We start from the raw sequence: 18,813 nt of genomic DNA on the forward strand, positions 1-18,813 counted from the left end.
CCGCCTCAGCCGCAGCAGCCGCCGCCGCAGCAACCCCCGCCACCGCCACCGCCGCCGCTTCCTGCGCCGGGCGCGGGCGCGGACTTCGTACCGCCGACGGCGACGGCCGAGAGCAGCTTGACGGTGTCCTCGTGGCCGGCCGGGCAGCTCGCCGGGTCGGAGGACTGGGCCATCGGCCGGTTCACTTCGAAGGTGTCGCCGCAGCTGCGGCAGCGGTATTCGTAACGAGGCATGGCCTCAGGTTATCGGCAGCGCGGCGGTTGGCGGGTGGCGCTCTACCGGCGGCGCTTTGCAGGTGGTCGCGCTACGGGTGCTCGCGCATCGCGAGGTCGAGCAGTTCGAGCGTGGCCATGTACGCGCCGTCCACGTCCCCTTCCCGTACCCGCTCCACGACCGCCGCGTGCACGCCGACCGGATCCTCCGGCGTCCCCGCCAGGTGCACGCGCCGGTCGCGCTCGATGAGCACCGGGATGATCACCCGGCGCATCTGCGCGAAGAACCGGTTGCGTGAGGCGGCCAGCAGGGCGGTGTGGAACGACGCGTCCGAGCGCACGCCGAGCACCGGATCGTCCCCGGCCGCCCGCATCGCGTCGAGCGCCGCGTCGAGCGCGGCGAGGTCCTGTTCGCTGCGGTGCTCGGCGGCGAGGGAGGCGGCGGCCGGTTCGATGGAGCGGCGCAGCTCCAGCATGTCCGCGAAGAAGTCGGCCGACGCACCGGCGGCAAGCGTCCAGCGCAGTACGTCGGTGTCCAGGAGGTTCCAGTCGTCCCATGGCCGTACGAACGTGCCGCGCCGCCGGCGGGCGTCGATAAGGCCCTTCGTCGTCAGCACCTTGATCGCTTCGCGCAGCACGGCCTGGCTGACGTCCAGCTCGGCAGTCAGCTGCGGCAGATCGATCGGGTCGCCCTCGGCGTAGGTGCCGTCGAAGATCCGACGGGCGAGAGCCTCCACGGCGGCCCCGTGCACCCCGCGGCCCGCGTAGGCGGCGTAGCCGGTGTTGCTCGTGCCGGCCTCTACTCGCCTGCTCCCTTTCGTAGCACCTCACCCCGTTCGCGCCGCTGGGCGCGCTGCTCCTGGTCCGCCTGGTCGGGGTGGCGGGCCTTCCAGTACGGGTTGTCGTGCGGCAGCGTCGCGCTGACCCTCCCGTACATCCCGAAGAACATCAGCATCACGCCCACCACAAAGCTGAACAGCACGTTCTGGATGTGGAAGGCGAGGAAGTTGTAGTCGGTCTCCAGCAGGGCGAGATTGAGGAAGCCGCTGAGGATGAAGGCGACGCCGAGGATCATGTTCACGGTCGAGGCGAAGTTGCCGCCGATGATCATCCCGGCGAAGAGCAGCGCCCCTACGCAGATGGAGAGGACGCTCAGTGCGCCGTTGGTGTTGAGCCCCGCGACGGTGTCACCGCTGGTGTCGAAGAAGCCGATCTTGTCGATCAGTCCCAGAATGCCGAAGGCGAGCAGCACAAGACCCATCAGACCTGCGCCCACGCGGTAGACCTGGCTGAGGCGATGGTCGACGGGGAGATGTTCGTCGAGCCTGATGCGGCGGGTGGTTTCGGGGTGCGGTACGTGTGTTGCCATGTCTGGGCTCCCTTTGTACGTACTCGTACCCCCAAGGATCCGCCCGAGGGCGCGGCCGGACAACCAGGGAGGGCGTCCGGGATGGCCGGGCACCCCGCCGCGCGGGGGCCGCGTGCCGGGGTGCCCGGCGGCGGGAAGCCTCAGGCCCCCGCGGAGGGCCGAGTGTCCCGGGAGCAGGGTGTCGGGCGGCGCTGGATCTCAGGCGCCGGCGGTGCCGCCCGCGCCGCGCTCCTCGCGGATCTGCTCGACCACGCGCGCGACCGCGCGCCGTACAGCCTCGGTCTCCATCAGGAAGTGCCAGTAGTCGGGGTGCCGGCCCTCGAGCCCGGCGACGGCCCGCTCCAGCCGGGCCACTGAGTCGTCCAGCGGCCGCGCATGACGCGGATCCGGGGTGTTGCGCCCGGCCATGGCGAGGCGCTGCGCGTCGCGGATGGCGAACCGGGTCCGGTCGATCTCCTGCTGCGGATCCTTGGCCACGGCATTGAGCCGCCGCAGCCGGTCGCCGGCCGCGGAGACCGCCTCATCGGTGGTGTTCAGCAGCGCCCGCACCGTACTGAGCAGGGCCGTCGCCTCCGCCCACCGCTGCTCGTCGCGTGCCTTGGCCGCCTCCCGGAGCTTCTCCTCGGCCTGGCGGACGCTGATCGCCGCCTGCTCGGGCACCGGCTGGAGATCCTGCCAGCAGGCGGCGGAGAAGCGCCGCCGCAGCTCGCTCAGGACGGGCTCGACGGATCCGGCGCGGTTGGTGAGGGCTTCCGCGCGTGTACGGAGGGACACCAGGCGCCTGTCGGTCTCGGCGGCGCGCTCGGGCAGCCGCTCGGCCTCGGCCCGTACGGCTTCGGCATCGCGCAGCACGCGGTCGGCGCGCTGGAGGGTCTCGGCCACGCCGTGCCGCCCGGCGCCCTGATTGAGCAGGGTCAGCTCGGGGGCGAGGGCGGCGAGGCGAGCCGCGAGATCGTCCGCTCGCAAACCGGAGCCCCGCGCCGAATCGAGAGCATTGCTCGCGGAAAGGAGAGCCTGTCTCGCCCGCTCCACGGCGGGAGCGAGCCGGGCGAGCTGAGTCTCCGCCTTGTCGAGCAGCGGCCCGAGCCCCTGCGCAAACCGGTCGAGGTCCCCCTTGACCCGTACAAGCTCGTCCTTGGCGCTGGTGAGCTCACCCCGCGCGTGCGCGGCGACGGAGGCTTCGAGGCCGTCCCGGTCGAGGTCGTGCGCGTCGACGGCGGTGATGTACCGATGGCTCACCTCGTCGATCCGCCGCCCCAGCGCGGCGAAGTCCTCCACGGCCCGGCGCGCCCCCGGCGAACTGTCCACCGCCGAGATCGTCTCGATCGAGATCCGCAGATCGCGCTGGGCGGTGTCCAGCTCGTAGAAGGCAGCGGCGGCGGCGTCCTTCGCGGCCTGCGCATCGGCCCGCTGGCTCTCCCCGCGCCCGCCGAACCAGCGCCGAGTCCCCCCGCCGGCGAACGCGCCCGGCAGCGCAGCGACGATCAACGGCACAGGCAGCAGCATCAGCGCGAGGACATCCCGGACGGCACTCGCCTGCCCTCTTGCATGAGGCCGCGCGTGTGTCGCCGTCACATCCCTCTCCCGTGCCGTCTCGCCCTGCCCGGTTCATTCTCCCACCAGGTAATGACGAACACACGGGCCTGTTAGTTCGCGCTTCGCACAGTGACTTTGCCGTTGTCACTGCGGGCCCTGACGACGTGAGAGCTGTTGTCGTCGGTCGGCACGCCGATGTCCACTCCGCCGTTGTCGCTCTTGGCCGTCACGGCGTACGGAGCCCCCGCGCCCGGCAGCTCGATGGTGATCCCGCCGTTGTCACTGACGGTCTCCACCCGATCGGGCACGGCGACGAGCCCGAGCCGCACGGACCCGTTGTCCGACCGGACGCTCACGGTCTTGGAGCTGACGCGCTCGGTGACGACGGCCCCGTTGTCGCTGTCGACCCGGAGCGGCCCGCTGGAGTCCCGCACGGTCACCCCGCCATTGTCGGAGCGGATCTTCAGCGCGGTGTCGAACCCACTGGCGGTGACGCTCCCGTTGTCGTCCTCCACGGTCACGGCAACCCCGCGCGGCACCTTGACGGTGTGCCGCGCCTCGCAGTCGCTGGCCACGGCATCACACTTCACCCGCAGGGTCAGCGTCCCGTCCTTCATCTTCCAGGTGGCCTCGGGCCCGTTCCCCATGAACACCCACCCGTCGACCTGCCGGGTCACCTGCACCTCGTTGACGTCGGCGGTCACGAGCTCGATGGCGGAGTCGTCGGAGTCGATGGTGAGGGCCTTCCCGGCGAGGGGGAACGACCTGCTCTGGACGGGGGCGTCTCCGGCATCGGCACTGCCACACCCGGTGAGGGCGCCCGCGGCAAGGGCGACGCCGGTGGCGGCGACGAGCGAGCGAGTGCGAATACGGCGGGTGCGGGTGCGGAGTGCGGCCACGGTGATCGTTCCCCCAGGTAGTTCGGCGGAGCAGTTCTGCCGATGTGCCCCCAAGGTAGGAGTTCGCAGGTGGGGGAACGATCCGGGCGACCACCGTCTCGGGGGTGGGGGTAGCCCCCGTACCCGGAAGGAGGGGGGCGACGAGACGAGGGGAACAGGTTTGCAGGGCGGCCCCCTGCGCCATGTACGCTGTTCCCTCATCCACGGGTGCGTAGCTCAGGGGTAGAGCGCTGCTCTTACAAAGCAGATGTCGGCGGTTCGAAACCGTCCGCGCCCACCGCGCTGACCAGTGACCCGGTCAGTAAAGGCCCAGGTCAGAGCATTGCTCGACCTGGGCTTCTGCGTTCTTTATGCAGTCTCACTACCGCCTCACACAGTCTGGCTACAGTCCTAGTACGCGGCGCCGTCCCCTAAAAATCCCCCAACGGATCATGAGGGAAAGCGCAGGCAGGGCGCGTATATAGCGGCGACCCCCCTCAGTTCTACGGAGGGGGGTCGCCTTGTGCCGAGGGGCGCTGGCTGTAGGGCCAGTACACCCGCACCCCCGGCACGTTCTTGGGGGAACGGTTCTTCTACATGTCCAACGAGCGTGTCCACCAGGGGTCACTCACTCGTTCGAGTGAACACGCATTCGATTTCTGTACCGTACCTGCGGCCCTGCGGCATATGCCAGCTGGCCGTAGGGCTGAACCGTATGAGTGACGGGAGGTGCATCACTACCCCGGCGGAGCACCGGGAAGCGACAACTTTGGTACTGACTCATGATCGACAGACCAAGACGGTTTGTCGAGTGCCTCGCCGCCGTACCCCACTACCCGCCTGGATCCTCACTGCCTGCGTAACGCTCGGCCACAGGATCGCCACACTCCGCCGCGATAGGGGCTACTCACAGGACGACCTTGCCGAGCTCACCGGCCTCGATCGGCGCACCATCCAGCGGTACGAGAACGCCGTGTCCGCGCCCGGCTTTGCCGAGCTGCTCCTCATCGCCCGCGCTCTCGATGTCCACGTGACGGATCTCCTCGGATAGACGGCTGCTGACCTGGGAGTCAGGTCCCCGGAGAGTTGACCATCGAACCCTGGCGCTACGCAACAGTAATGTCACAGCCGTCACACCTGACATGAACCCGCCCGCCGCCTGTGTCACCGCCGTCGGCAGCGGGCGGGCGCTACTGGGGTTCGGGCCCGCGGTTGGGCCACTCGGTGAATCCGATGTGGAAGTAGTGCGGCCCGTCGTGGCCGGGCTCGAGGGTGCACCTGGTCTCGGTGCCGGGCTTCCGGATCCAGCAGTAGCAGGGGATGACGACGCGGCCCCGGGTGGTGTACGGCTGCGCGGTCATGACGGCTGCCCTGTCTGCTCGTCGATGGCGCGCAGGCCACGAGCGTCGGCGCACGCTTGGTGGGCGTATACGGAGTGGCCCGAGCCGGAGGCGGAGGGGATGACTCCCACGCATACGTCGGCGCCTGACATGGGGCAGTAGGCGCAGTCCCGTCGGCTGGTCCCTGTGCCTGCTGCGGCGCTGTCTCTAGAATCTGCCATGTCGACTCCACTCAGTCGGCTTCACCTCCGGGTCCGTTCGCGCGGGCTCGGAGGTTCTTTGCGCTCGGTGTACCGAGGTATACCGCACTGTACTGCGGTCGCGCGGTGTAGTGCAGTTGCCTAGCGTCAACCGCATGAGTGATCTTGACCGGACGCGGGCCGTATGGAGGCAGATCGCCGAGGTGATCGTGGCCCGGATCGACGACGGCACCTACCCTGCCGGCAGCCGCGTGCCGTCGGTGGTCGAGCTGTCGACCGAGTTCCAGGTGGCGGCGTCCACGGCACAGAAGGTCATGGCCCACCTGAAGGCCGAGGGCCTGGTGCGCAGTGAGGTCGGGCTCGGCACGTTCGTCGCCGACCGCTGACATGCCGAAGCCCCGCACGAGGCGGGGCTTGATTGCTACTGGATCAGGTCGCTCAGCCAGTCGTCGCCTTCGGTGAACTCCGGACGGCGCTCGGACCAGTAGGCAATGGCCTTCTCCAGGTCCGGTCGGAGGTACTCGCTCCAGCCGGGCTGCTTGGCCTGGTTACGCCACGACTGACGCACGCGCTCGTAGGACTCACGGCTCAGGCTGTATCCGCTGGCGGAGTCGATGTCATCGAGTGCATTCCCCTGCGCCACACAGAGAGCGATTCGGGCGTCCGCCAGTGAGGTCATGCGATCGGCGATCTGCTCGGGCGTCAGCTTCGCCCGCTCTTCTCGGTGAAGAGCAGCCGCCCGTATCCGGGCCGCCGCAATCCTGCGCAGGGCGCGGTCTTCGGGCTGCGCCACGGACCGGTTAGGCCCCTGCTGAGTGGGGCCGGACGCGTGCGGGCGTTCGCTGCCGTGCTTCCGGGTGGGAGTGTCGTGGACGGGGAGTTCGAGCTGTTTCGCGCACTTCAGCACGCCCTTCTCCTTTGCGGGCTGGTGTGGTTCGGTCGAAGCCCCGCACAAGGCGGGGCTGGGGGCGGTCAGGCGGCCTGGGCGTGGAGGCTGCGGGCCATGTCGGCGAAGAACCGTTCGCCCTGTCCGGCGTTGGTGATGTCGGCGTCGATCATCTGGCCGAGCAGCGCGCAGAACTGCCAGGGCGACAGGCCGTTGATGTGGGCGGTGAGGTTGCCGTCTGTGCGGTGTCCGGCGATGTGCTTGTCGTAGGCCATCCAAGGGCCGTAGGCGAGGCTGAAGAGCTCGGCACGGTCACCGGTGTAGTAGCCGGGGTACCAGGCGTTGTTGGTGATGCACTCCAGGATCTCCGCGTGCAGGTCGCGGCCGAGGCGCATGCGGCGGGTGCGGGTGCCGATGCCGAGGTTGTTCCTCATCCGCTTCGCGAACTGCTGGCCCTTGGTCATTTTCGTCTCCCCTGCTTGCCGCTTGTTTCTGTTTAACAAGAATGACTCAGGCCGTGACTCTTGTCAACCCGTCACGCCAGGTGGATGCTAGATTCTGTTAAACACAAACCGAGGGGGAACGATGGGGCGACCAGCCACCGGGGAGACCAAGGTCATGGGCTTCCGCCCACCCAAGCCACTCCGCGACGAGTTCGAAGAGCTGGCAGCAGCAGAGGAACGCAGCCCCTCCGACGCGCTCGTCGAAGCAATGCACGACTGGGTCAAGAAGAAGCGCCGCGAGCACGGAACGCCGAGCCCAACTGACAGTGCCCGCCACTAAGATGGCGGCATGTCCCCGACTCCTGCCGACCGTGGCCCCGTGCGCCCCGCTGCCGACGTGAACGCGGAGATACGCGCACTGTTCCCGCCGGGTGCGGTCGAGCCGACAGACCCGGAGCGGTATCAGCGGCTGCTCGTCGAGTGGGCTGAGGCGGTACGGGCCGAGCAGCAGCTCGCGGCTTAGGGCTTCCACTCCGGCTGGTACGCCTCATGGTTGGCGTAGGGCAGGGCGAGCAAGCGCAGCGTCGTACACGGGAACTGCTGGTCGCAGGTGGCGCACTCGAAGCCCTTCGCTTCTGGTGTGTCCCACTTCGGGCCGGGTCTCCGGTAGTGCCACCGGATGATCTGCCGCTTGGCTTCGACCTCGGCGAGCCCGAACGCAACGTCCCGGTATGGGCTCGCCTCGGCCGCCTTCAGGTGCAGGGCGCAGGAGTCGTACTCGCTGTAGTGCGCCGGGTCCTGGCCCTCGAAGTTGACGCATGGCCCGTCGTGGCCGTCGCGGTACTGGAGGAGCGCAGCCTTGAGGTCGTCGAGCCGCGCCTTGAGGAAGTCGGCGAGTTCCACGTGTCCTCCAACGTTCCGTCCCGCCCGTCGTTGCTGTCCCCGTGGGGCCGACGGGCGGGATCGAGAAGCGCGCCGCAGCCAGAGGCGCGAATGTGGCTGGAGCCCATGGTACGGGCGGGCGCTGACAACAGGGCGGGCGTCAAGGGCGTGTGCAGGATCTGCAAGCGGGTACGACGTCCTCAGTCCCCCGAGGGAGGTCAACGTGAACTGTCCAAGCTGCGGAGCAGCAACCGCGCAGGGCCCAGGCGGCGGCTGGAGCTGCGGGAACTGCGGATGGTCCAGCGGCATCACCCCGGCCACCACGGCGACGATAAGGTCCGGGCATGACGACACGGCCTGAGACGGCCCCGGAGGCGACACTCACCGGCACCGAGATCACGCGCACCGACTGCAAGAAGTGCGGCACCGAAGTCCACGGCATCGACGGCCGGTACGCCTGCCCCCTCTGCGGCTGGGTGAACGCCTGGTCCGAGGGGCATCGGGCCCTCCCCGAAGCGCATGAGGATCTGGACTACCCCGGCCGCTGACAGCGCGAGCGCCCCGCCTCCACGGGGGCAGAGACGGGGCGCAAGGCGACGGGGACAGCGGACTCAGTGTGGCACGCGGCGCTGACGACGGGGCGGGAGTTAGACGTCGCGATCGAGTTCGATTGCACGAGGGCTGACAAGAGGGCGTGTTCCGCTTACGGTGATCGCGCGGCCATCGGCAGTTCGCACTGCCCCTCGAGGGTTGAAGCCTTCGGGCCTCCCGATGGCCGCACCCACACCTTGGAGCGCCTGGGGGCTAGACCCCGCAGACAGCAAGAAGCCCCCACCGCCGAAGCGATGGGGGCTTAGTCGTGCCGCTCTCAGGTATCAGGAAGTGAGGTCGTCGGTCATGAGCGTCATGCCTAGTGTGGCGGGCCCGACAGTGATCGTCATGATTGCGTGGCACCGGGAGTTGGGGTCGTCTGCTGCCGGATCGCCCTCGCAGCCCTCGTCGGTGTACACCTTCTGGGCGTCCCGCATCTTCACGATCTGCGCTGTCGACTGCGGATATCGCTTGCCAGTCTTGTTGATCGCGGCATCGACGCCGTCGACGACGACCATGATCTCCTTGATGTATCGGGCGCATTCGCTGCTGCTCGGCGTCTGACAGGCGCCGGTTGCCTCAGCATTGGGGCCGGCGGCAGCGTCGAGCTTCGGTGTCCAGATCGGTGCGAGGTCGCCGGTGGCAGCGGTCGCCGCCGCAGCTGGGGACGCAGGGGTCGACGTGACTGTTTTCGTCGGCTTCGCGTCCCCAGCGTTCGAGCAGCCGGCCGTAGCCGCGGCGGCTAGGAGCAAAGCGGTGATGACGGTACGGGCGCGCATGGTCCCCCCAAGGACGTGCGGATGTTGGGACGCATCATCCGGCCCACAGACGCCACGGGGAACCGGCGTGACGGAACAGTGACCGTTCGTGCGCGGACGACACGCCGACTATCGCACTCCAGTTCTCACAGTTCGATGCCGTTCAAAACGCGGGCCGCACGCTCCGACATGGGCCGCTGTGCCGGCGGCTCATCGCCGCGGATCCGGAAGGCGCCGACGAGATCCCGCAGCCGCCCGCGGAGCCAGTTGTTCGCCTCCTCCAAGTCGGAGATGCGCTCCCGAAACTTCTCCACCTCCACCTCGCCCTTCTCGACGCGCTTCTCCAGCCGCGCCACATCCTTCTCAAGGAGGTCCGTGGCGAGCGCGAGATCGTCCCTCTTGTCCTGGCGGGGTGTCCTGCGCGCGGACCGGGTCGCGTACACGCCCGCGCCCACAGTGAGGGTCGACACCACGATCGACGCCAAGGTCTCAGGATTCATAGGGAGGCCCTGCTTCTTTCCGGCGGGGAGGCTCGGGCCACCCCAGCACCACCATGATCGGGACGGTGATGGCCGTCCATACAGCTGCCGCCGCCCAGCCCCGGGGATAGACCCCGAGGATCCAGGAGGCGAGATAGCTCGCCATCCACGGCACCACGATCAGCACCAGGGAGACGAACCCGGCAGCGTCACGGCCCGGCGGTAGCCATGCGCACACAAGAGCAATCAGACCAGCAGCAATCCAGCACCACGCCCACACGTGCAGCGGCGCCCACGACAGCAGTAGCGACAGGCCGCGCTGATCCGGCTGGGGCTGCACCAGCTGGCCCCAGCCGATGAGCAGCCACACAACGCCGTAGCAGGACAGGATCGTCCCGCGGCGGCCGAGCTGACGACCCAGCCGCCGCACGATACGGCGCGGCACCTACACGCCTCGGGGCGCGGACGCCTTGTCGAGCGGGGAGCGGGTCTCCACCGGCAGCTGCGGCACCGGGGGCTGGACCTTCTCCCGCGTCCAGATCGCCACGCCTGCCGCGACCATGGCGAGGACGGCGCCCTGCTTGGTGGCCGACCAGTCGAGGCCGTAGCCGACGAACAGAGCGAGCGCTGCCTGCGAGAGCTGGAGGATTGTGGCGCCGACCGCACCGTTCTTCAGAACCACTGCGGTGACGACGGCGAACCCGGCCGACAGGGCGGCGACGATGAGCGTCTGCCGCTCCGCGTCGACCTTCACACCGAAAGCCGCCAGCAGCTGCAGGAACACCACGACGAATCCGGTGATGTACACCGGCTCACGACCGAAGATCTTCATTGGGGTTGTCCGTTTCTTGATGACCTGACCGCGGATGGGTCAGGAGGTCGGGGTGGTGTCGGGTATCTCGAGGCGGAGCTCGACGGACTCGAGGGCGGCGGTCAGCTCGCGGACGATGGTGGTCGGGTCGAGGTCGCCGACATCGGCGGCGAGCCGCGCGACCGTGTCGACGAGCGTCTTGTTCGCCGCGGTCAGGGCGGAGACCTGCGCCTTGAGTGCGGCGCTGTCGCGGGCCGTGCCGCGGATGTAGTCGTACACATCGCGAGGGTCGTCGGTGCCGTCTGCGAGCTTGCCGTGGTAGTCCAGGGCGAACTTGCGGAGCTCGGCGAGCCAGCGGTGCTCTTCGGCGGTCAGGGCCATGTCGTCCTCCTGCGGGAGTGGAGTCGTGCTGGTTTGGAGGCGGTCGGCGACCCGGGCGCGCATCGACTGCATGGTGAAGCCGCGCGGGTCGATCTTCCCCGGCTGCCATTCGAGGTGTCCGATCACGCTGCGCTCGGACCATTCGTGTGCCCGGCAGATCGCAGCCGCCGCCTTCTCGATCGCTAGGAGCTGCACCTCGGGCCAAGGGTCTTTGCCGTCACCGAGGTTGATGCACTCGAAGCCGTAGAAGTACCGGTTGCCGTCGGTGTCCGCCTGATTGTCGGCGGGCAGCGGCAGCTCGTTGACGACGGCAGTGAGTACGTCGCCGTCCCCGGAACCGGCATGGTTGGCGCGCCCGTTGCCGACGAGGTGGACGCGGCCCTGCTTGTCGATGACGCCGTGGCACAGCGGTCCGGGTAGATCAGAGTGGCCGTTGTAGCAGAGGGCCACGGAGTTGCTGGTGCCCGACGTGACGGTGTGGTGGATCATCACGCCGTGCACCGGACCGAACGGCCCCTTGTGGTTGCGGTTGTGGGTACGCCATCCGGCGATTTCCACCACGGTCAGACCCTCGTCGCGGAGAGCCTTCACGAGCTGGTCAGCGGACAGGGGTGTGGACATCGGAGCCCCCCTCAGGCCACTTCGGTGATGATGACCAGGATGTTCGTGGTCGTCTGGAAGGTGCCTGATCCGGCGGCGGCTGACAGAGCCCCCTGAAGTTTGATCGTGTGACTACCGGCGGACGCCAGCGTCCCCTTCTCGGTCAGCGTGACCGAGTCGCGGTCAAGGTTGTCCATCTGATGCTTGGCCAGGCCCGTTCCGGCAACGCCGTCGACGTCGATCCGGCCGTTCATGTCAGTCGTCGCGCTGGACGTGCCGACGGCGCAGTCGAAGACCGCGATCACCCTGTAGCTGGCGTTCGCTGTGGTCGTCGTGAACGTGACTGTCGCGCCCGTGATGTCCGCATAGGTGGCGGTGGTCCTCGTCAGTGAAGCCGACGCCACAGCGTGGTAGTCGACAGGCTGAAGACGATTGAGGCGGGCGGCCGTGATCCGCTCACCGGCTGCTATTGCCATGTGTCCTCCTACAGGGCCGCGATGGCGGGTCGGTGAAGACGAACGTCCGCACCAGCTGACTGGGCCTTGACGACGCCGTTGACGGACCGGGTGACGGTGATCGTCTGCGGATTCAGTGAGGCGAAATTGTCGTACTTCATTACGGGATTCACGTCCGTGTTGAGCGCGTTGAGGATCGACCGGACGCCCAGACTTCCTGCCGCCGCCAGATCGGTGTCAGTCACCTCTGCCTGCCAGACGTTCTCCTGCTCCAGGCCCGTCGCTGCCCAGACCCGCGCCCGCAGCAGCGAGCCGACACCCTGGAAACGGATGCGGTAGTACGTATCCACGACATGCGTGAGAGTGGACGTGTACGTATCGAGCTCTGTCTCTACGCCGGCCACCCGCTTCCGGATCGAGAGGATGACGGCGCCAGCCGTGGTGAACTCGGCGCGGGCCACGTAGAGGTTGTTGATGTCGACGGCGCGGGCAGTGAGCCCCACATACTGGCTGTTCCCTGACGCCAGGTCGTTGGAGGCGACGTCGACGATGAGGTCGAAGTCTGCGATCACCTGTGGGATCCGTGACCACCGGGACAGGCTGACGGACGTCATCGTGTGTGTGCCCACAGTCCCGTTGACGTCGTAGTCCGTGGCGCTGCCGCCCGAGTTTGTCCAGGCCGCGCCCACATTCGGGGAGCCCCATCCGTCGGTGACCGATCGGGTGAACGTGTCCAGGACTGAGGACGTGCACGCGGTAGCCGTGACCACCTCGCCCCCCACCGTCAGATCAAACGGATACTGCGCTGCATCCGTCGTCCACAGCGGGTAGGCGGTCGTCGTCACATCCATGTCGGTCTCGGTCGTGGTCAGTGCCTCCGCCAGCTCCGCCCCCTCCGTATCCGCGCGCCCAAGGTCCGTGTCGTCGGCGATGCCGACTGTGTAGGGCGCTGCAGGGGCGCAGTTGAAGGTGATCTGGTGCTCGAAGTTTCCGAGGAGCTCCGTCGACCCGAGCATCAGCTGGTCGAGGTCGCCGGGGGGCAGCCATGACGGGAGGTTCTGTACCGCCAACCTGTCGGCAATGTCGCACGCACGGGTCTGTGACGCCAGGGTGGCGTCGGCCGCGATGCGCGGGTTCGCCAGATTCACGGTGATCTCGGGGTACCTGGGCTCATCCACGGTGCCCAAGTGGACGCGCCACCCGGCCTGGTCGGGCAGCATGTAGTCGTACTGCACATTCACGGTGACCTGCTTGTCGTACACGCCGACACCGTCCGGCGGATCGAGCACCGACAGCGCTCCCGACTCCAGCGTGCGGCGAGCCGACGACCCGCCGACCCGTGCGGCCGTCACATCGTTGCCCGTGTAGAGATCGTCGTCGGTCGGCGCCAGTGACCCGAACAGCTCATTGCTGACGTAGTCGAACGTGGCCACGTACTCCTGGTTGTACTGCGCAGAGCGCGGACGGTACCCGAGACCGAACACGTGCCGCGGTTCGTACAGCACCCCGTCATCCGTGTCAGCGGCTTCCCTGAACAGGGTGATCAGCGAGTTGGGGCGCTGAGCTCCCATGGCTACGGAGTCGTCGAGGTCACCGCGCCGGCGGAACGTGATGTCCTCTTCGCTGCACAGCCGCTCGATACGGCGGCCTGCGGTTTCGCCGGTGTAGGCGTTCAGCTCGTCGGAGAGGTCGTCGAGCGCTGTAAGTTCCGGGTGTACCGATATGTGCCCGAGTACGGTTTCCCCGACGCTGGCCGTAGGGTCGACGACGACGGAAGTGATGTTCCCTGCGTTCGCGCCTACGACCGAGCCTATCGCCGTGAACTCGACTGTGGTGCCGAGCTCCATCCTGCGCCATTCGAAATCGACATCGGCCCCATTGTTCTGGAACCCGATCGATATACGAACGTTCTCTCCGTTGTACGGGGTGTCCGTAGACGAGGAGCCGAGCTCCGTCCCTTCATTGTTGTAGACCTTGAGCTGCAGCCCGCCACCGCTGGCCGTCGTGTAGACGAAGTCCCAGCGTCGGGCGCTGCCGGTGGTGAAGAAGCGAAAGATGACCGCGTTGTTGGTCATCCCTGCTGCCGGGATGGATAGCAGGAATCGGACCTGCCCGTCACTGGAGGCCGCGTAGGCGGGGACGTCGGCCGACCAGATGCTGTTAGTTATCTTCGGCAGGCTGTCCGATCCCGGGAAGACGCTGGACGAGGCGAGCTCGGCAGTGCCAAGGATGGACATGGGGCTACCGGATGGCAGTCCGGAGGCAAGAGTCGTGGCGCCCGATTCGTCCTCGCACGGCCAGTACGCGATCGGCGGGCTGTCCACCAGGGTGACGAGAGCCCGGTACATGGTGGACCGCAATGGAGTCGTTTCGCGGCCGATGCGGCGCAGGATTCCGGAAATCTCCGTAGGTACGTACACGTCGGTTCCGCTGGTGTCCCAGCGGACGGGCCATGCCGGGATGACGCCATGGACGCGGTAGTCCCGGTCGTCGAGCGCTGCCGCTCCGGCGATCGTCCACGTGTTGGGCGAGGATGCCGTGTCGGCGAACGAGGTGTCGCCAGCGTCCTGGATCGTGAAATCAGGATTCGCGACGACTGTCCCGCCGATCCCGTCCCGGAGCTGAAAGGCGTGAACCCGGCCCACGGTCGCCGTCGTTGCGCCGAACGGGCTGATGGAAAGCGTGGACAGCCCGGAAACGTTTCCGACTTCAACGGCCGCGGTGCTGTCGAAGATGCTGGTCGTTCCTGCGGTAGTGACCGGATCACCCAGCTGCGTCCATGATCCGGAGATGGTGTCGGAGTAGTAGAACGTCGCCGTTTTCCCGGCGGCACCGTTGTTGACATCGAGCGTGGCGCGAATGGCGCGACGGCCCGTGCCGGGCACAGGCACCGGTAGCGTGGATGTTGCGGCGAGCAGGGAAGCGAACGTGCCAGCCGTGGTCCAGGCCAGGTTGAGGGTGCCATTCGCGTTCATCTGGAGGACCCAGGAGCGCTGATCACCGGTCTGAACGTACTTGCCTGCGAATTGCTGAGCGTCCCGCCAGCTGTCCAGGGACATGTCGATGCGAATGTCGATGTCGCCCGTGATGCCGAGCGCTGCCGCATCCGGTGCCGTAGCTCTATCCGTCACGGCGCCGGGGAGATCGAGGTACGTACCTGACGCGTTCGGCACGCTGATCCGGGCCCGGGTATTGCGCCCGATCTGCCCGTAGTACGTGCCAGTTGGATTGCGCGGGGAGTAGACACCGTCGCGGTTGTTGAGCGTCAGAGACGCGGTGCTGGGCTCAACCTGGGCGCTCTCGTTGGAGCTGCCCCGCTTGATCTGGATGCCGTCGCGGGAGTACACGTCGGACGTGATGTTGGTCCATGTCCCGTTGACGAGGATTTCGATACGGGAATCAAGGGGGGTCTGGGGAAAGACCATGTCAGCCCACCGTCCTTCCACCGATAACGATCTGTACGTTTCCGCCGCGGACTCGGATGGCCCGGCGCAGGATTTCGAGGAGCATGTCGTCGACCCGGGATCCGGACGAGCGGATCTCCACGACAGATGTGCCGCCAGCGCCGGTCGCGTCGGCCATCATGCGGCGCGTGTCGGGATTGGAGCGGACCGTGCTTCCCGGGGCCAGGTCGACCAGTTCGGGGCCCTGCTCACCGACCAGCGTCATCCGTGACCGCGGCCCGCCACCCGCAGCGCCGATGATGCCGCCGGTGGCCTTGAACAGCGGCCCCTGGGCGCTCTCCTCCAGCCTCCTGTGGACGGTGGTGATCACTACCGTCTTGCCCCGGACGGACGCGATTTCCCCCTTGGCCTTGCGGATCGCCGCCTCAAGCTGGGCAATCCGCGCGCGGATCTCCGCCCTGCGGCTGTCCGGAACACGCGACAGCTGGTTCTTGGCGTGGGTCAGCTTGGCCTGGAGATCCGCCATGTTGCCGCGAAGGAACGCCGTCTTGTTCGGCGTCTTCAGGATCTGGTCCGCGAGCCTGGCTGCCGCCTCCTTGGTGAGACCCATCTGGGTAGCGGACTTGATGAGTTCCCCGCGGCCACGTGCGTAGATGCCGCTGGCGGTCTCCCACGATCCGCCGCTTTCCCGTACCGCCTCCACGGCTTTCATCGTCGCGCCAGCCAGGTCGTCCAACGCCTGATTGTTCGCGCGGCCTTTCTCCGTGTTGTTGTCGAGAGTTTTGCCGTTTTTCTTGAACGCCTCCGACGCTGCGTCGATGGCGGCCTCCATGCCGCGCACCCCGCCGCGTGCTATCAGGTACGCCTCATTCAGGGCGTGGATGGACTGCCTGAGCCCGTCCGCCGACTGCTTCTGCGCGTTGAGCTTCGCCTGCACCGACAAGGCCTGCTCACCAAACAACCCCATCCCCCGCGCGGCGATCTCCTGCTCCGCCTTCACTGAGGCAACCGCCGCCGTGTACTCAGGGAAGATCGCAGTGATCTCCTTCGTCGACATGCCCGTCGCCCGCAACGCCGTCTCAAACTTCTTGAACTCGGACGCGGCGAGACTCGCGTGCCCCGACGTGGCCATCGACGCGAACGACTCGTCGAACGCCTTGAAGTCCTCTTTGCTCGCCGACAGCGACTTGGTGCCACGGGCCAGCTCGTCGATCTTCTTGGCGGCCTTCTCTGCGATCGGCCCGAGACCCGTCAGGCTCGTCCACTGCCGCCCCTTGTCCAGCGCATCCGACTCGGTGCGCATCTTCTGGACCTTGGCGACGAAACCATCCATGTCGCCGAACGTTGCCCGCAGTTCGCCCGTGAACTTCCCCGCCGTGCTCAAGTTCTTTAGCGACGTGGTCAGCTTGTCGACATCCGGCGGCGCGCCCTTCGCCTTGTCCGCCAACTCGTTGATCGCCATCGCCGCGACAGCCAGCACCGCCAAACCGATCGACGCCTTCTGCAGCATCGACATCGACGCAGCCACCCCGCGGATCGCCGGCGCCACCCCACCGAACATTGCGGCCCGGCCGAATGCCGTCGCCGCCAGCCCCGCCCGCGCCAGGTGCGCGCCCACCACGGCCATGCCCGCCGACGCCAGCCGCACCGCCTTGAACGCGATCGCCACCTGCAACAGGGTGGTGATCAGTTCGGTCGGCATCGACGCCACCAGCTTCGCGAACGCGTTGACGACCTGCAGCATTCCGACGCCCACATCGGATGCGGCGATCACCAGTTTCGTCAGTGCCCGCGCCAGGTTCTGCAGCGTGTCCCCGACGAGCGGCCCGTTCTCGCGGGCGTACTGCATGAACTCGCTGACGCCGCCGCCGACCTTCCCCGCATCCAGGGCCTGCGTGAACTTGACCAGCCCGGTGTTGGCCTTCATCAGCGACTTCTCGGCAAAGTCGGCGAACGAGGCCATGAACTTGTCGAAGCCCTTCGACTGGATTCCGCCCGCCGCAATGTTCATGAACCGGTCGAGCTGGCCCGACGCGCCCTTCACGAGCGGCGTCAGCTTCGGGAACAGCGCCCCGAACAGCGCGAACGACTTGGTGGCGACGGGCATGGTGTCGTCGGCCAGGCTGTTCGACCAGTCCTTGTACTGGTCCTTGAGGACAGACAAGCCAGCCGCCGCCGTGCGCGTAGCCGGGGGCAGCTTCCGCACCGACTCCAGGTAGGCGACTTCCGCCTCCGCCGCCTCCTTCGAGGAACGGCCGTGCTGCTCCACGGCGTCGGTGTACTTCTTCTCCGCCTCCGAAGCCTCGGCCATGGCCATGACCTGCGGGCCGATCGCCGCCCCGAACGCACCCACAGCAACCGTCGCCGCACCCAGCCCCGCCGCGATCGGGACCGTCGCCGCAGCGATCGGCAACAGCGCGGGGGCCAGCGACAGAGCCGACGACTTCCACCCGCCGAACGACTTGTCGGTGGAGTCCGCTGCTGCTGCGAGCCGGTTCATCGACCGGTTGACGGCAGTGATCCCGGCCGCGGTCGCATCACGCACCCGGACTGTGATGTTCACATCGTCGGCCATGGATCACCTCCGTCAGGTTTCGTCTGGGGTGCCGAGCTTCTCGATGAGGAGGAGGCGCAGCAGGTCGGGGTCCTCGGCGTACAGCTGGCTGGGCAGGCAGTGAAACCGTTCGCAGAGACTGAGGACCAACTCCGCGTGGGCTAGCTCACGAGGCTTGACGACAGGCTTTCCATCGGAATCGACGCCTCCAGGGACGGCTCTCCAGCGGGCGAGCTCTCGTCCAAAGGGGCCTTGACGCCTGCCATAACGTCCATCCACTGGGAGGCGAGAGCGAACATCAGGTCCTGGTCCTGCGTGTACACGGCCTCAAGGGTGGGCGGGACCGGGGTGCCGTCCTCCTCCAGGAGGTTCCATGAGATCAGCGACTCGCCGAAGCGCTTCAGCTGGTCACCGATGTCGGACAGGTCGACGTCGCCGATGCCACGCAGCGCGAGGAACTCACCGAGGTTCGTGCCACGGAGGCAGACCTCGAGGCCGGCGTACTCGTGCGGCTCCTCGAACTTGATGTTGATGCGCTTCCTCTTGTGCCGGTAGCCAGCCATGCGGGCACCCCCTTCACTAGATGTGGATCAGGACCACGTAGGAATTTCGCCATTTGAAAGGACACCGGGTGCGGACCAGGTCAGCTCGCCGGAGTCTGCGCGGGTCATGGCGTAGTCCGTGAACAACAGCTCGACCTGCGGTGTGGTGCCCAGGGTCTGACCCGACACGGTGAGGGTGATCTGGCGGCCTACCGAGGTGGACGGCACCGTCTTGAGGACCACGTGGGACTTGTTGGCCGCGTCGTTGAAGACGCCGTTCAGGGTCACGCTCATGTCGGCGAGGAGCAGCAGCCGCTCCATCGCGCTCTTGTCGATGCCGGTGATGTCCTGCACTGCGCGCGGCGTGGCGAAGGCGAAGTTGGTGATGTCGTTGCGGATGTCTTGCAGGCTGCCGCTGCTGTCGTCGATCGACAGCGCCGACCAGGCGAGGCCTGACTCCTTGGCCATAACGATCACTCCCTCTCGGGTGGT

At 67.4% G+C, this 18,813-nt stretch carries 24 protein-coding genes and 1 tRNA gene; 6 read left to right on the forward strand and 19 right to left on the reverse strand.

The window, feature by feature from the left end:
• Positions 1–5: 5 nt before the first annotated feature.
• The 5 genes from ACH492_RS22005 to ACH492_RS22025 form a co-directional block, all read right to left on the reverse strand.
• Positions 6–233, reverse strand: coding sequence for a zinc ribbon domain-containing protein (locus ACH492_RS22005; protein WP_356224756.1), 228 nt, complete (start codon positions 231–233; stop codon positions 6–8).
• A gap of 71 nt (positions 234–304) precedes the next feature.
• The gene (locus tag ACH492_RS22010; RefSeq protein WP_398989006.1) at positions 305–949 is read right to left on the reverse strand and encodes a FadR/GntR family transcriptional regulator; all 645 of its coding nucleotides are present in this window, start codon (positions 947–949) and stop codon (positions 305–307) included.
• 62 nt (positions 950–1,011) lie between these two features.
• Complete coding sequence (locus ACH492_RS22015; protein ID WP_398989008.1) at positions 1,012–1,581, reverse strand: DUF4383 domain-containing protein; 570 nt, start codon at positions 1,579–1,581, stop codon at positions 1,012–1,014.
• Between the two features lie 198 nt (positions 1,582–1,779).
• Complete coding sequence (locus ACH492_RS22020; protein WP_398989010.1) at positions 1,780–3,156, reverse strand: hypothetical protein; 1,377 nt, start codon at positions 3,154–3,156, stop codon at positions 1,780–1,782.
• Positions 3,157–3,227: 71 nt separating this feature from the next.
• Positions 3,228–4,016, reverse strand: coding sequence for a DUF4097 family beta strand repeat-containing protein (locus ACH492_RS22025; protein WP_398989012.1), 789 nt, complete (start codon positions 4,014–4,016; stop codon positions 3,228–3,230).
• Positions 4,017–4,221: 205 nt separating this feature from the next.
• On the opposite strand from ACH492_RS22025, the gene ACH492_RS22030 reads away from it, so the two are divergent.
• A tRNA-Val gene (locus tag ACH492_RS22030) sits at positions 4,222–4,293 on the forward strand.
• 417 nt (positions 4,294–4,710) lie between these two features.
• Positions 4,711–5,046, forward strand: a complete 336-nt coding sequence (locus tag ACH492_RS22035; RefSeq protein ID WP_398989014.1) for a helix-turn-helix domain-containing protein — start codon at positions 4,711–4,713, stop codon at positions 5,044–5,046.
• Positions 5,047–5,185: 139 nt separating this feature from the next.
• Here the strand turns inward: ACH492_RS22035 and ACH492_RS22040 are convergent, their stop codons facing one another.
• On the reverse strand, positions 5,186–5,356 hold the full coding sequence (locus ACH492_RS22040) for a hypothetical protein (RefSeq protein WP_398989016.1): 171 nt from the start codon (positions 5,354–5,356) through the stop codon (positions 5,186–5,188).
• A gap of 334 nt (positions 5,357–5,690) precedes the next feature.
• Between ACH492_RS22040 and ACH492_RS22045 the strand changes: the two genes are divergently transcribed.
• Positions 5,691–5,921 (forward strand): GntR family transcriptional regulator, encoded by a 231-nt coding sequence (locus ACH492_RS22045; RefSeq protein ID WP_398989018.1) that lies wholly within the window; start codon positions 5,691–5,693, stop codon positions 5,919–5,921.
• Positions 5,922–5,956: 35 nt separating this feature from the next.
• Here the strand turns inward: ACH492_RS22045 and ACH492_RS22050 are convergent, their stop codons facing one another.
• Both ACH492_RS22050 and ACH492_RS22055 read right to left on the reverse strand, forming a co-directional pair.
• Complete coding sequence (locus ACH492_RS22050) at positions 5,957–6,442, reverse strand: hypothetical protein (RefSeq protein ID WP_398989020.1); 486 nt, start codon at positions 6,440–6,442, stop codon at positions 5,957–5,959.
• 65 nt (positions 6,443–6,507) lie between these two features.
• Positions 6,508–6,885, reverse strand: a complete 378-nt coding sequence (locus ACH492_RS22055) for a hypothetical protein (RefSeq protein ID WP_398989022.1) — start codon at positions 6,883–6,885, stop codon at positions 6,508–6,510.
• 121 nt (positions 6,886–7,006) lie between these two features.
• On the opposite strand from ACH492_RS22055, the gene ACH492_RS22060 reads away from it, so the two are divergent.
• Positions 7,007–7,204, forward strand: coding sequence for a hypothetical protein (locus tag ACH492_RS22060; protein WP_398989024.1), 198 nt, complete (start codon positions 7,007–7,009; stop codon positions 7,202–7,204).
• A gap of 9 nt (positions 7,205–7,213) precedes the next feature.
• Positions 7,214–7,387 (forward strand): hypothetical protein, encoded by a 174-nt coding sequence (locus ACH492_RS22065; protein ID WP_398989026.1) that lies wholly within the window; start codon positions 7,214–7,216, stop codon positions 7,385–7,387.
• Here ACH492_RS22065 and ACH492_RS22070 read toward each other — a convergent pair.
• Entirely contained in the window at positions 7,384–7,767 is a 384-nt protein-coding gene (locus ACH492_RS22070) for a DUF6221 family protein (protein WP_398989028.1), read from the reverse strand. The two genes, ACH492_RS22065 and ACH492_RS22070, sit on opposite strands and share 4 nt — an antisense overlap.
• A gap of 323 nt (positions 7,768–8,090) precedes the next feature.
• On the opposite strand from ACH492_RS22070, the gene ACH492_RS22075 reads away from it, so the two are divergent.
• Positions 8,091–8,294, forward strand: a complete 204-nt coding sequence (locus tag ACH492_RS22075; RefSeq protein ID WP_398989030.1) for a hypothetical protein — start codon at positions 8,091–8,093, stop codon at positions 8,292–8,294.
• A 327-nt stretch (positions 8,295–8,621) separates the two neighbouring features.
• On the opposite strand, the gene ACH492_RS22080 is transcribed toward ACH492_RS22075, so the two are convergent.
• The 10 genes from ACH492_RS22080 to ACH492_RS22125 all read right to left on the reverse strand — a co-directional run bounded on the left by ACH492_RS22080 (position 8,622) and on the right by ACH492_RS22125 (position 18,789).
• Positions 8,622–9,116, reverse strand: coding sequence for a hypothetical protein (locus ACH492_RS22080; protein ID WP_398989032.1), 495 nt, complete (start codon positions 9,114–9,116; stop codon positions 8,622–8,624).
• A 125-nt stretch (positions 9,117–9,241) separates the two neighbouring features.
• Positions 9,242–9,595, reverse strand: coding sequence for a hypothetical protein (locus ACH492_RS22085; RefSeq protein ID WP_398989034.1), 354 nt, complete (start codon positions 9,593–9,595; stop codon positions 9,242–9,244).
• On the reverse strand, positions 9,585–10,019 hold the full coding sequence (locus ACH492_RS22090; RefSeq protein ID WP_398989036.1) for a hypothetical protein: 435 nt from the start codon (positions 10,017–10,019) through the stop codon (positions 9,585–9,587). The genes ACH492_RS22085 and ACH492_RS22090 overlap by 11 nt, the downstream gene beginning before the upstream one ends.
• Positions 10,020–10,406 carry a hypothetical protein gene (locus ACH492_RS22095; RefSeq protein ID WP_398989038.1) on the reverse strand — a complete coding sequence of 129 codons (387 nt, stop codon included), beginning with the start codon at positions 10,404–10,406 and terminating at the stop codon, positions 10,020–10,022.
• 39 nt (positions 10,407–10,445) lie between these two features.
• A complete protein-coding gene (locus ACH492_RS22100) occupies positions 10,446–11,387 on the reverse strand; it encodes an N-acetylmuramoyl-L-alanine amidase (protein WP_398989040.1) in 942 nt (313 codons plus the stop codon).
• Between the two features lie 11 nt (positions 11,388–11,398).
• Positions 11,399–11,842 (reverse strand): hypothetical protein, encoded by a 444-nt coding sequence (locus ACH492_RS22105; RefSeq protein ID WP_398989042.1) that lies wholly within the window; start codon positions 11,840–11,842, stop codon positions 11,399–11,401.
• An 8-nt stretch (positions 11,843–11,850) separates the two neighbouring features.
• Positions 11,851–15,246, reverse strand: a complete 3,396-nt coding sequence (locus ACH492_RS22110) for a hypothetical protein (RefSeq protein WP_398989043.1) — start codon at positions 15,244–15,246, stop codon at positions 11,851–11,853.
• 1 nt (position 15,247) lies between these two features.
• Complete coding sequence (locus ACH492_RS22115) at positions 15,248–17,800, reverse strand: hypothetical protein (protein ID WP_398989045.1); 2,553 nt, start codon at positions 17,798–17,800, stop codon at positions 15,248–15,250.
• Between the two features lie 140 nt (positions 17,801–17,940).
• Complete coding sequence (locus tag ACH492_RS22120) at positions 17,941–18,342, reverse strand: hypothetical protein (RefSeq protein ID WP_398989047.1); 402 nt, start codon at positions 18,340–18,342, stop codon at positions 17,941–17,943.
• Positions 18,343–18,369: 27 nt separating this feature from the next.
• Positions 18,370–18,789, reverse strand: a complete 420-nt coding sequence (locus ACH492_RS22125) for a hypothetical protein (RefSeq protein WP_398989049.1) — start codon at positions 18,787–18,789, stop codon at positions 18,370–18,372.
• Positions 18,790–18,813 lie beyond the last annotated feature (24 nt).

Origin of the sequence: Streptomyces sp. NPDC019443, assembly GCF_044389785.1 — a bacterium.
In the GTDB taxonomy this organism is placed as follows: domain Bacteria; phylum Actinomycetota; class Actinomycetes; order Streptomycetales; family Streptomycetaceae; genus Streptomyces.

Coding starts and splice junctions, on each gene's coding strand:
- ACH492_RS22005 (WP_356224756.1), bottom strand. CDS start 233: ATGCCTCGTTACGAATACCGCTGCCGCAGCTGCGGCGACACCTTCGAA.
- ACH492_RS22015 (WP_398989008.1), bottom strand. CDS start 1,581: ATGGCAACACACGTACCGCACCCCGAAACCACCCGCCGCATCAGGCTC.
- ACH492_RS22035 (WP_398989014.1), top strand. CDS start 4,711: ATGAGTGACGGGAGGTGCATCACTACCCCGGCGGAGCACCGGGAAGCG.
- ACH492_RS22040 (WP_398989016.1), bottom strand. CDS start 5,356: ATGACCGCGCAGCCGTACACCACCCGGGGCCGCGTCGTCATCCCCTGC.
- ACH492_RS22045 (WP_398989018.1), top strand. CDS start 5,691: ATGAGTGATCTTGACCGGACGCGGGCCGTATGGAGGCAGATCGCCGAG.
- ACH492_RS22055 (WP_398989022.1), bottom strand. CDS start 6,885: ATGACCAAGGGCCAGCAGTTCGCGAAGCGGATGAGGAACAACCTCGGC.
- ACH492_RS22060 (WP_398989024.1), top strand. CDS start 7,007: ATGGGGCGACCAGCCACCGGGGAGACCAAGGTCATGGGCTTCCGCCCA.
- ACH492_RS22065 (WP_398989026.1), top strand. CDS start 7,214: ATGTCCCCGACTCCTGCCGACCGTGGCCCCGTGCGCCCCGCTGCCGAC.
- ACH492_RS22075 (WP_398989030.1), top strand. CDS start 8,091: ATGACGACACGGCCTGAGACGGCCCCGGAGGCGACACTCACCGGCACC.
- ACH492_RS22080 (WP_398989032.1), bottom strand. CDS start 9,116: ATGCGCGCCCGTACCGTCATCACCGCTTTGCTCCTAGCCGCCGCGGCT.
- ACH492_RS22085 (WP_398989034.1), bottom strand. CDS start 9,595: ATGAATCCTGAGACCTTGGCGTCGATCGTGGTGTCGACCCTCACTGTG.
- ACH492_RS22095 (WP_398989038.1), bottom strand. CDS start 10,406: ATGAAGATCTTCGGTCGTGAGCCGGTGTACATCACCGGATTCGTCGTG.
- ACH492_RS22100 (WP_398989040.1), bottom strand. CDS start 11,387: ATGTCCACACCCCTGTCCGCTGACCAGCTCGTGAAGGCTCTCCGCGAC.
- ACH492_RS22105 (WP_398989042.1), bottom strand. CDS start 11,842: ATGGCAATAGCAGCCGGTGAGCGGATCACGGCCGCCCGCCTCAATCGT.
- ACH492_RS22110 (WP_398989043.1), bottom strand. CDS start 15,246: ATGGTCTTTCCCCAGACCCCCCTTGATTCCCGTATCGAAATCCTCGTC.
- ACH492_RS22115 (WP_398989045.1), bottom strand. CDS start 17,800: ATGGCCGACGATGTGAACATCACAGTCCGGGTGCGTGATGCGACCGCG.
- ACH492_RS22120 (WP_398989047.1), bottom strand. CDS start 18,342: ATGGCTGGCTACCGGCACAAGAGGAAGCGCATCAACATCAAGTTCGAG.
- ACH492_RS22125 (WP_398989049.1), bottom strand. CDS start 18,789: ATGGCCAAGGAGTCAGGCCTCGCCTGGTCGGCGCTGTCGATCGACGAC.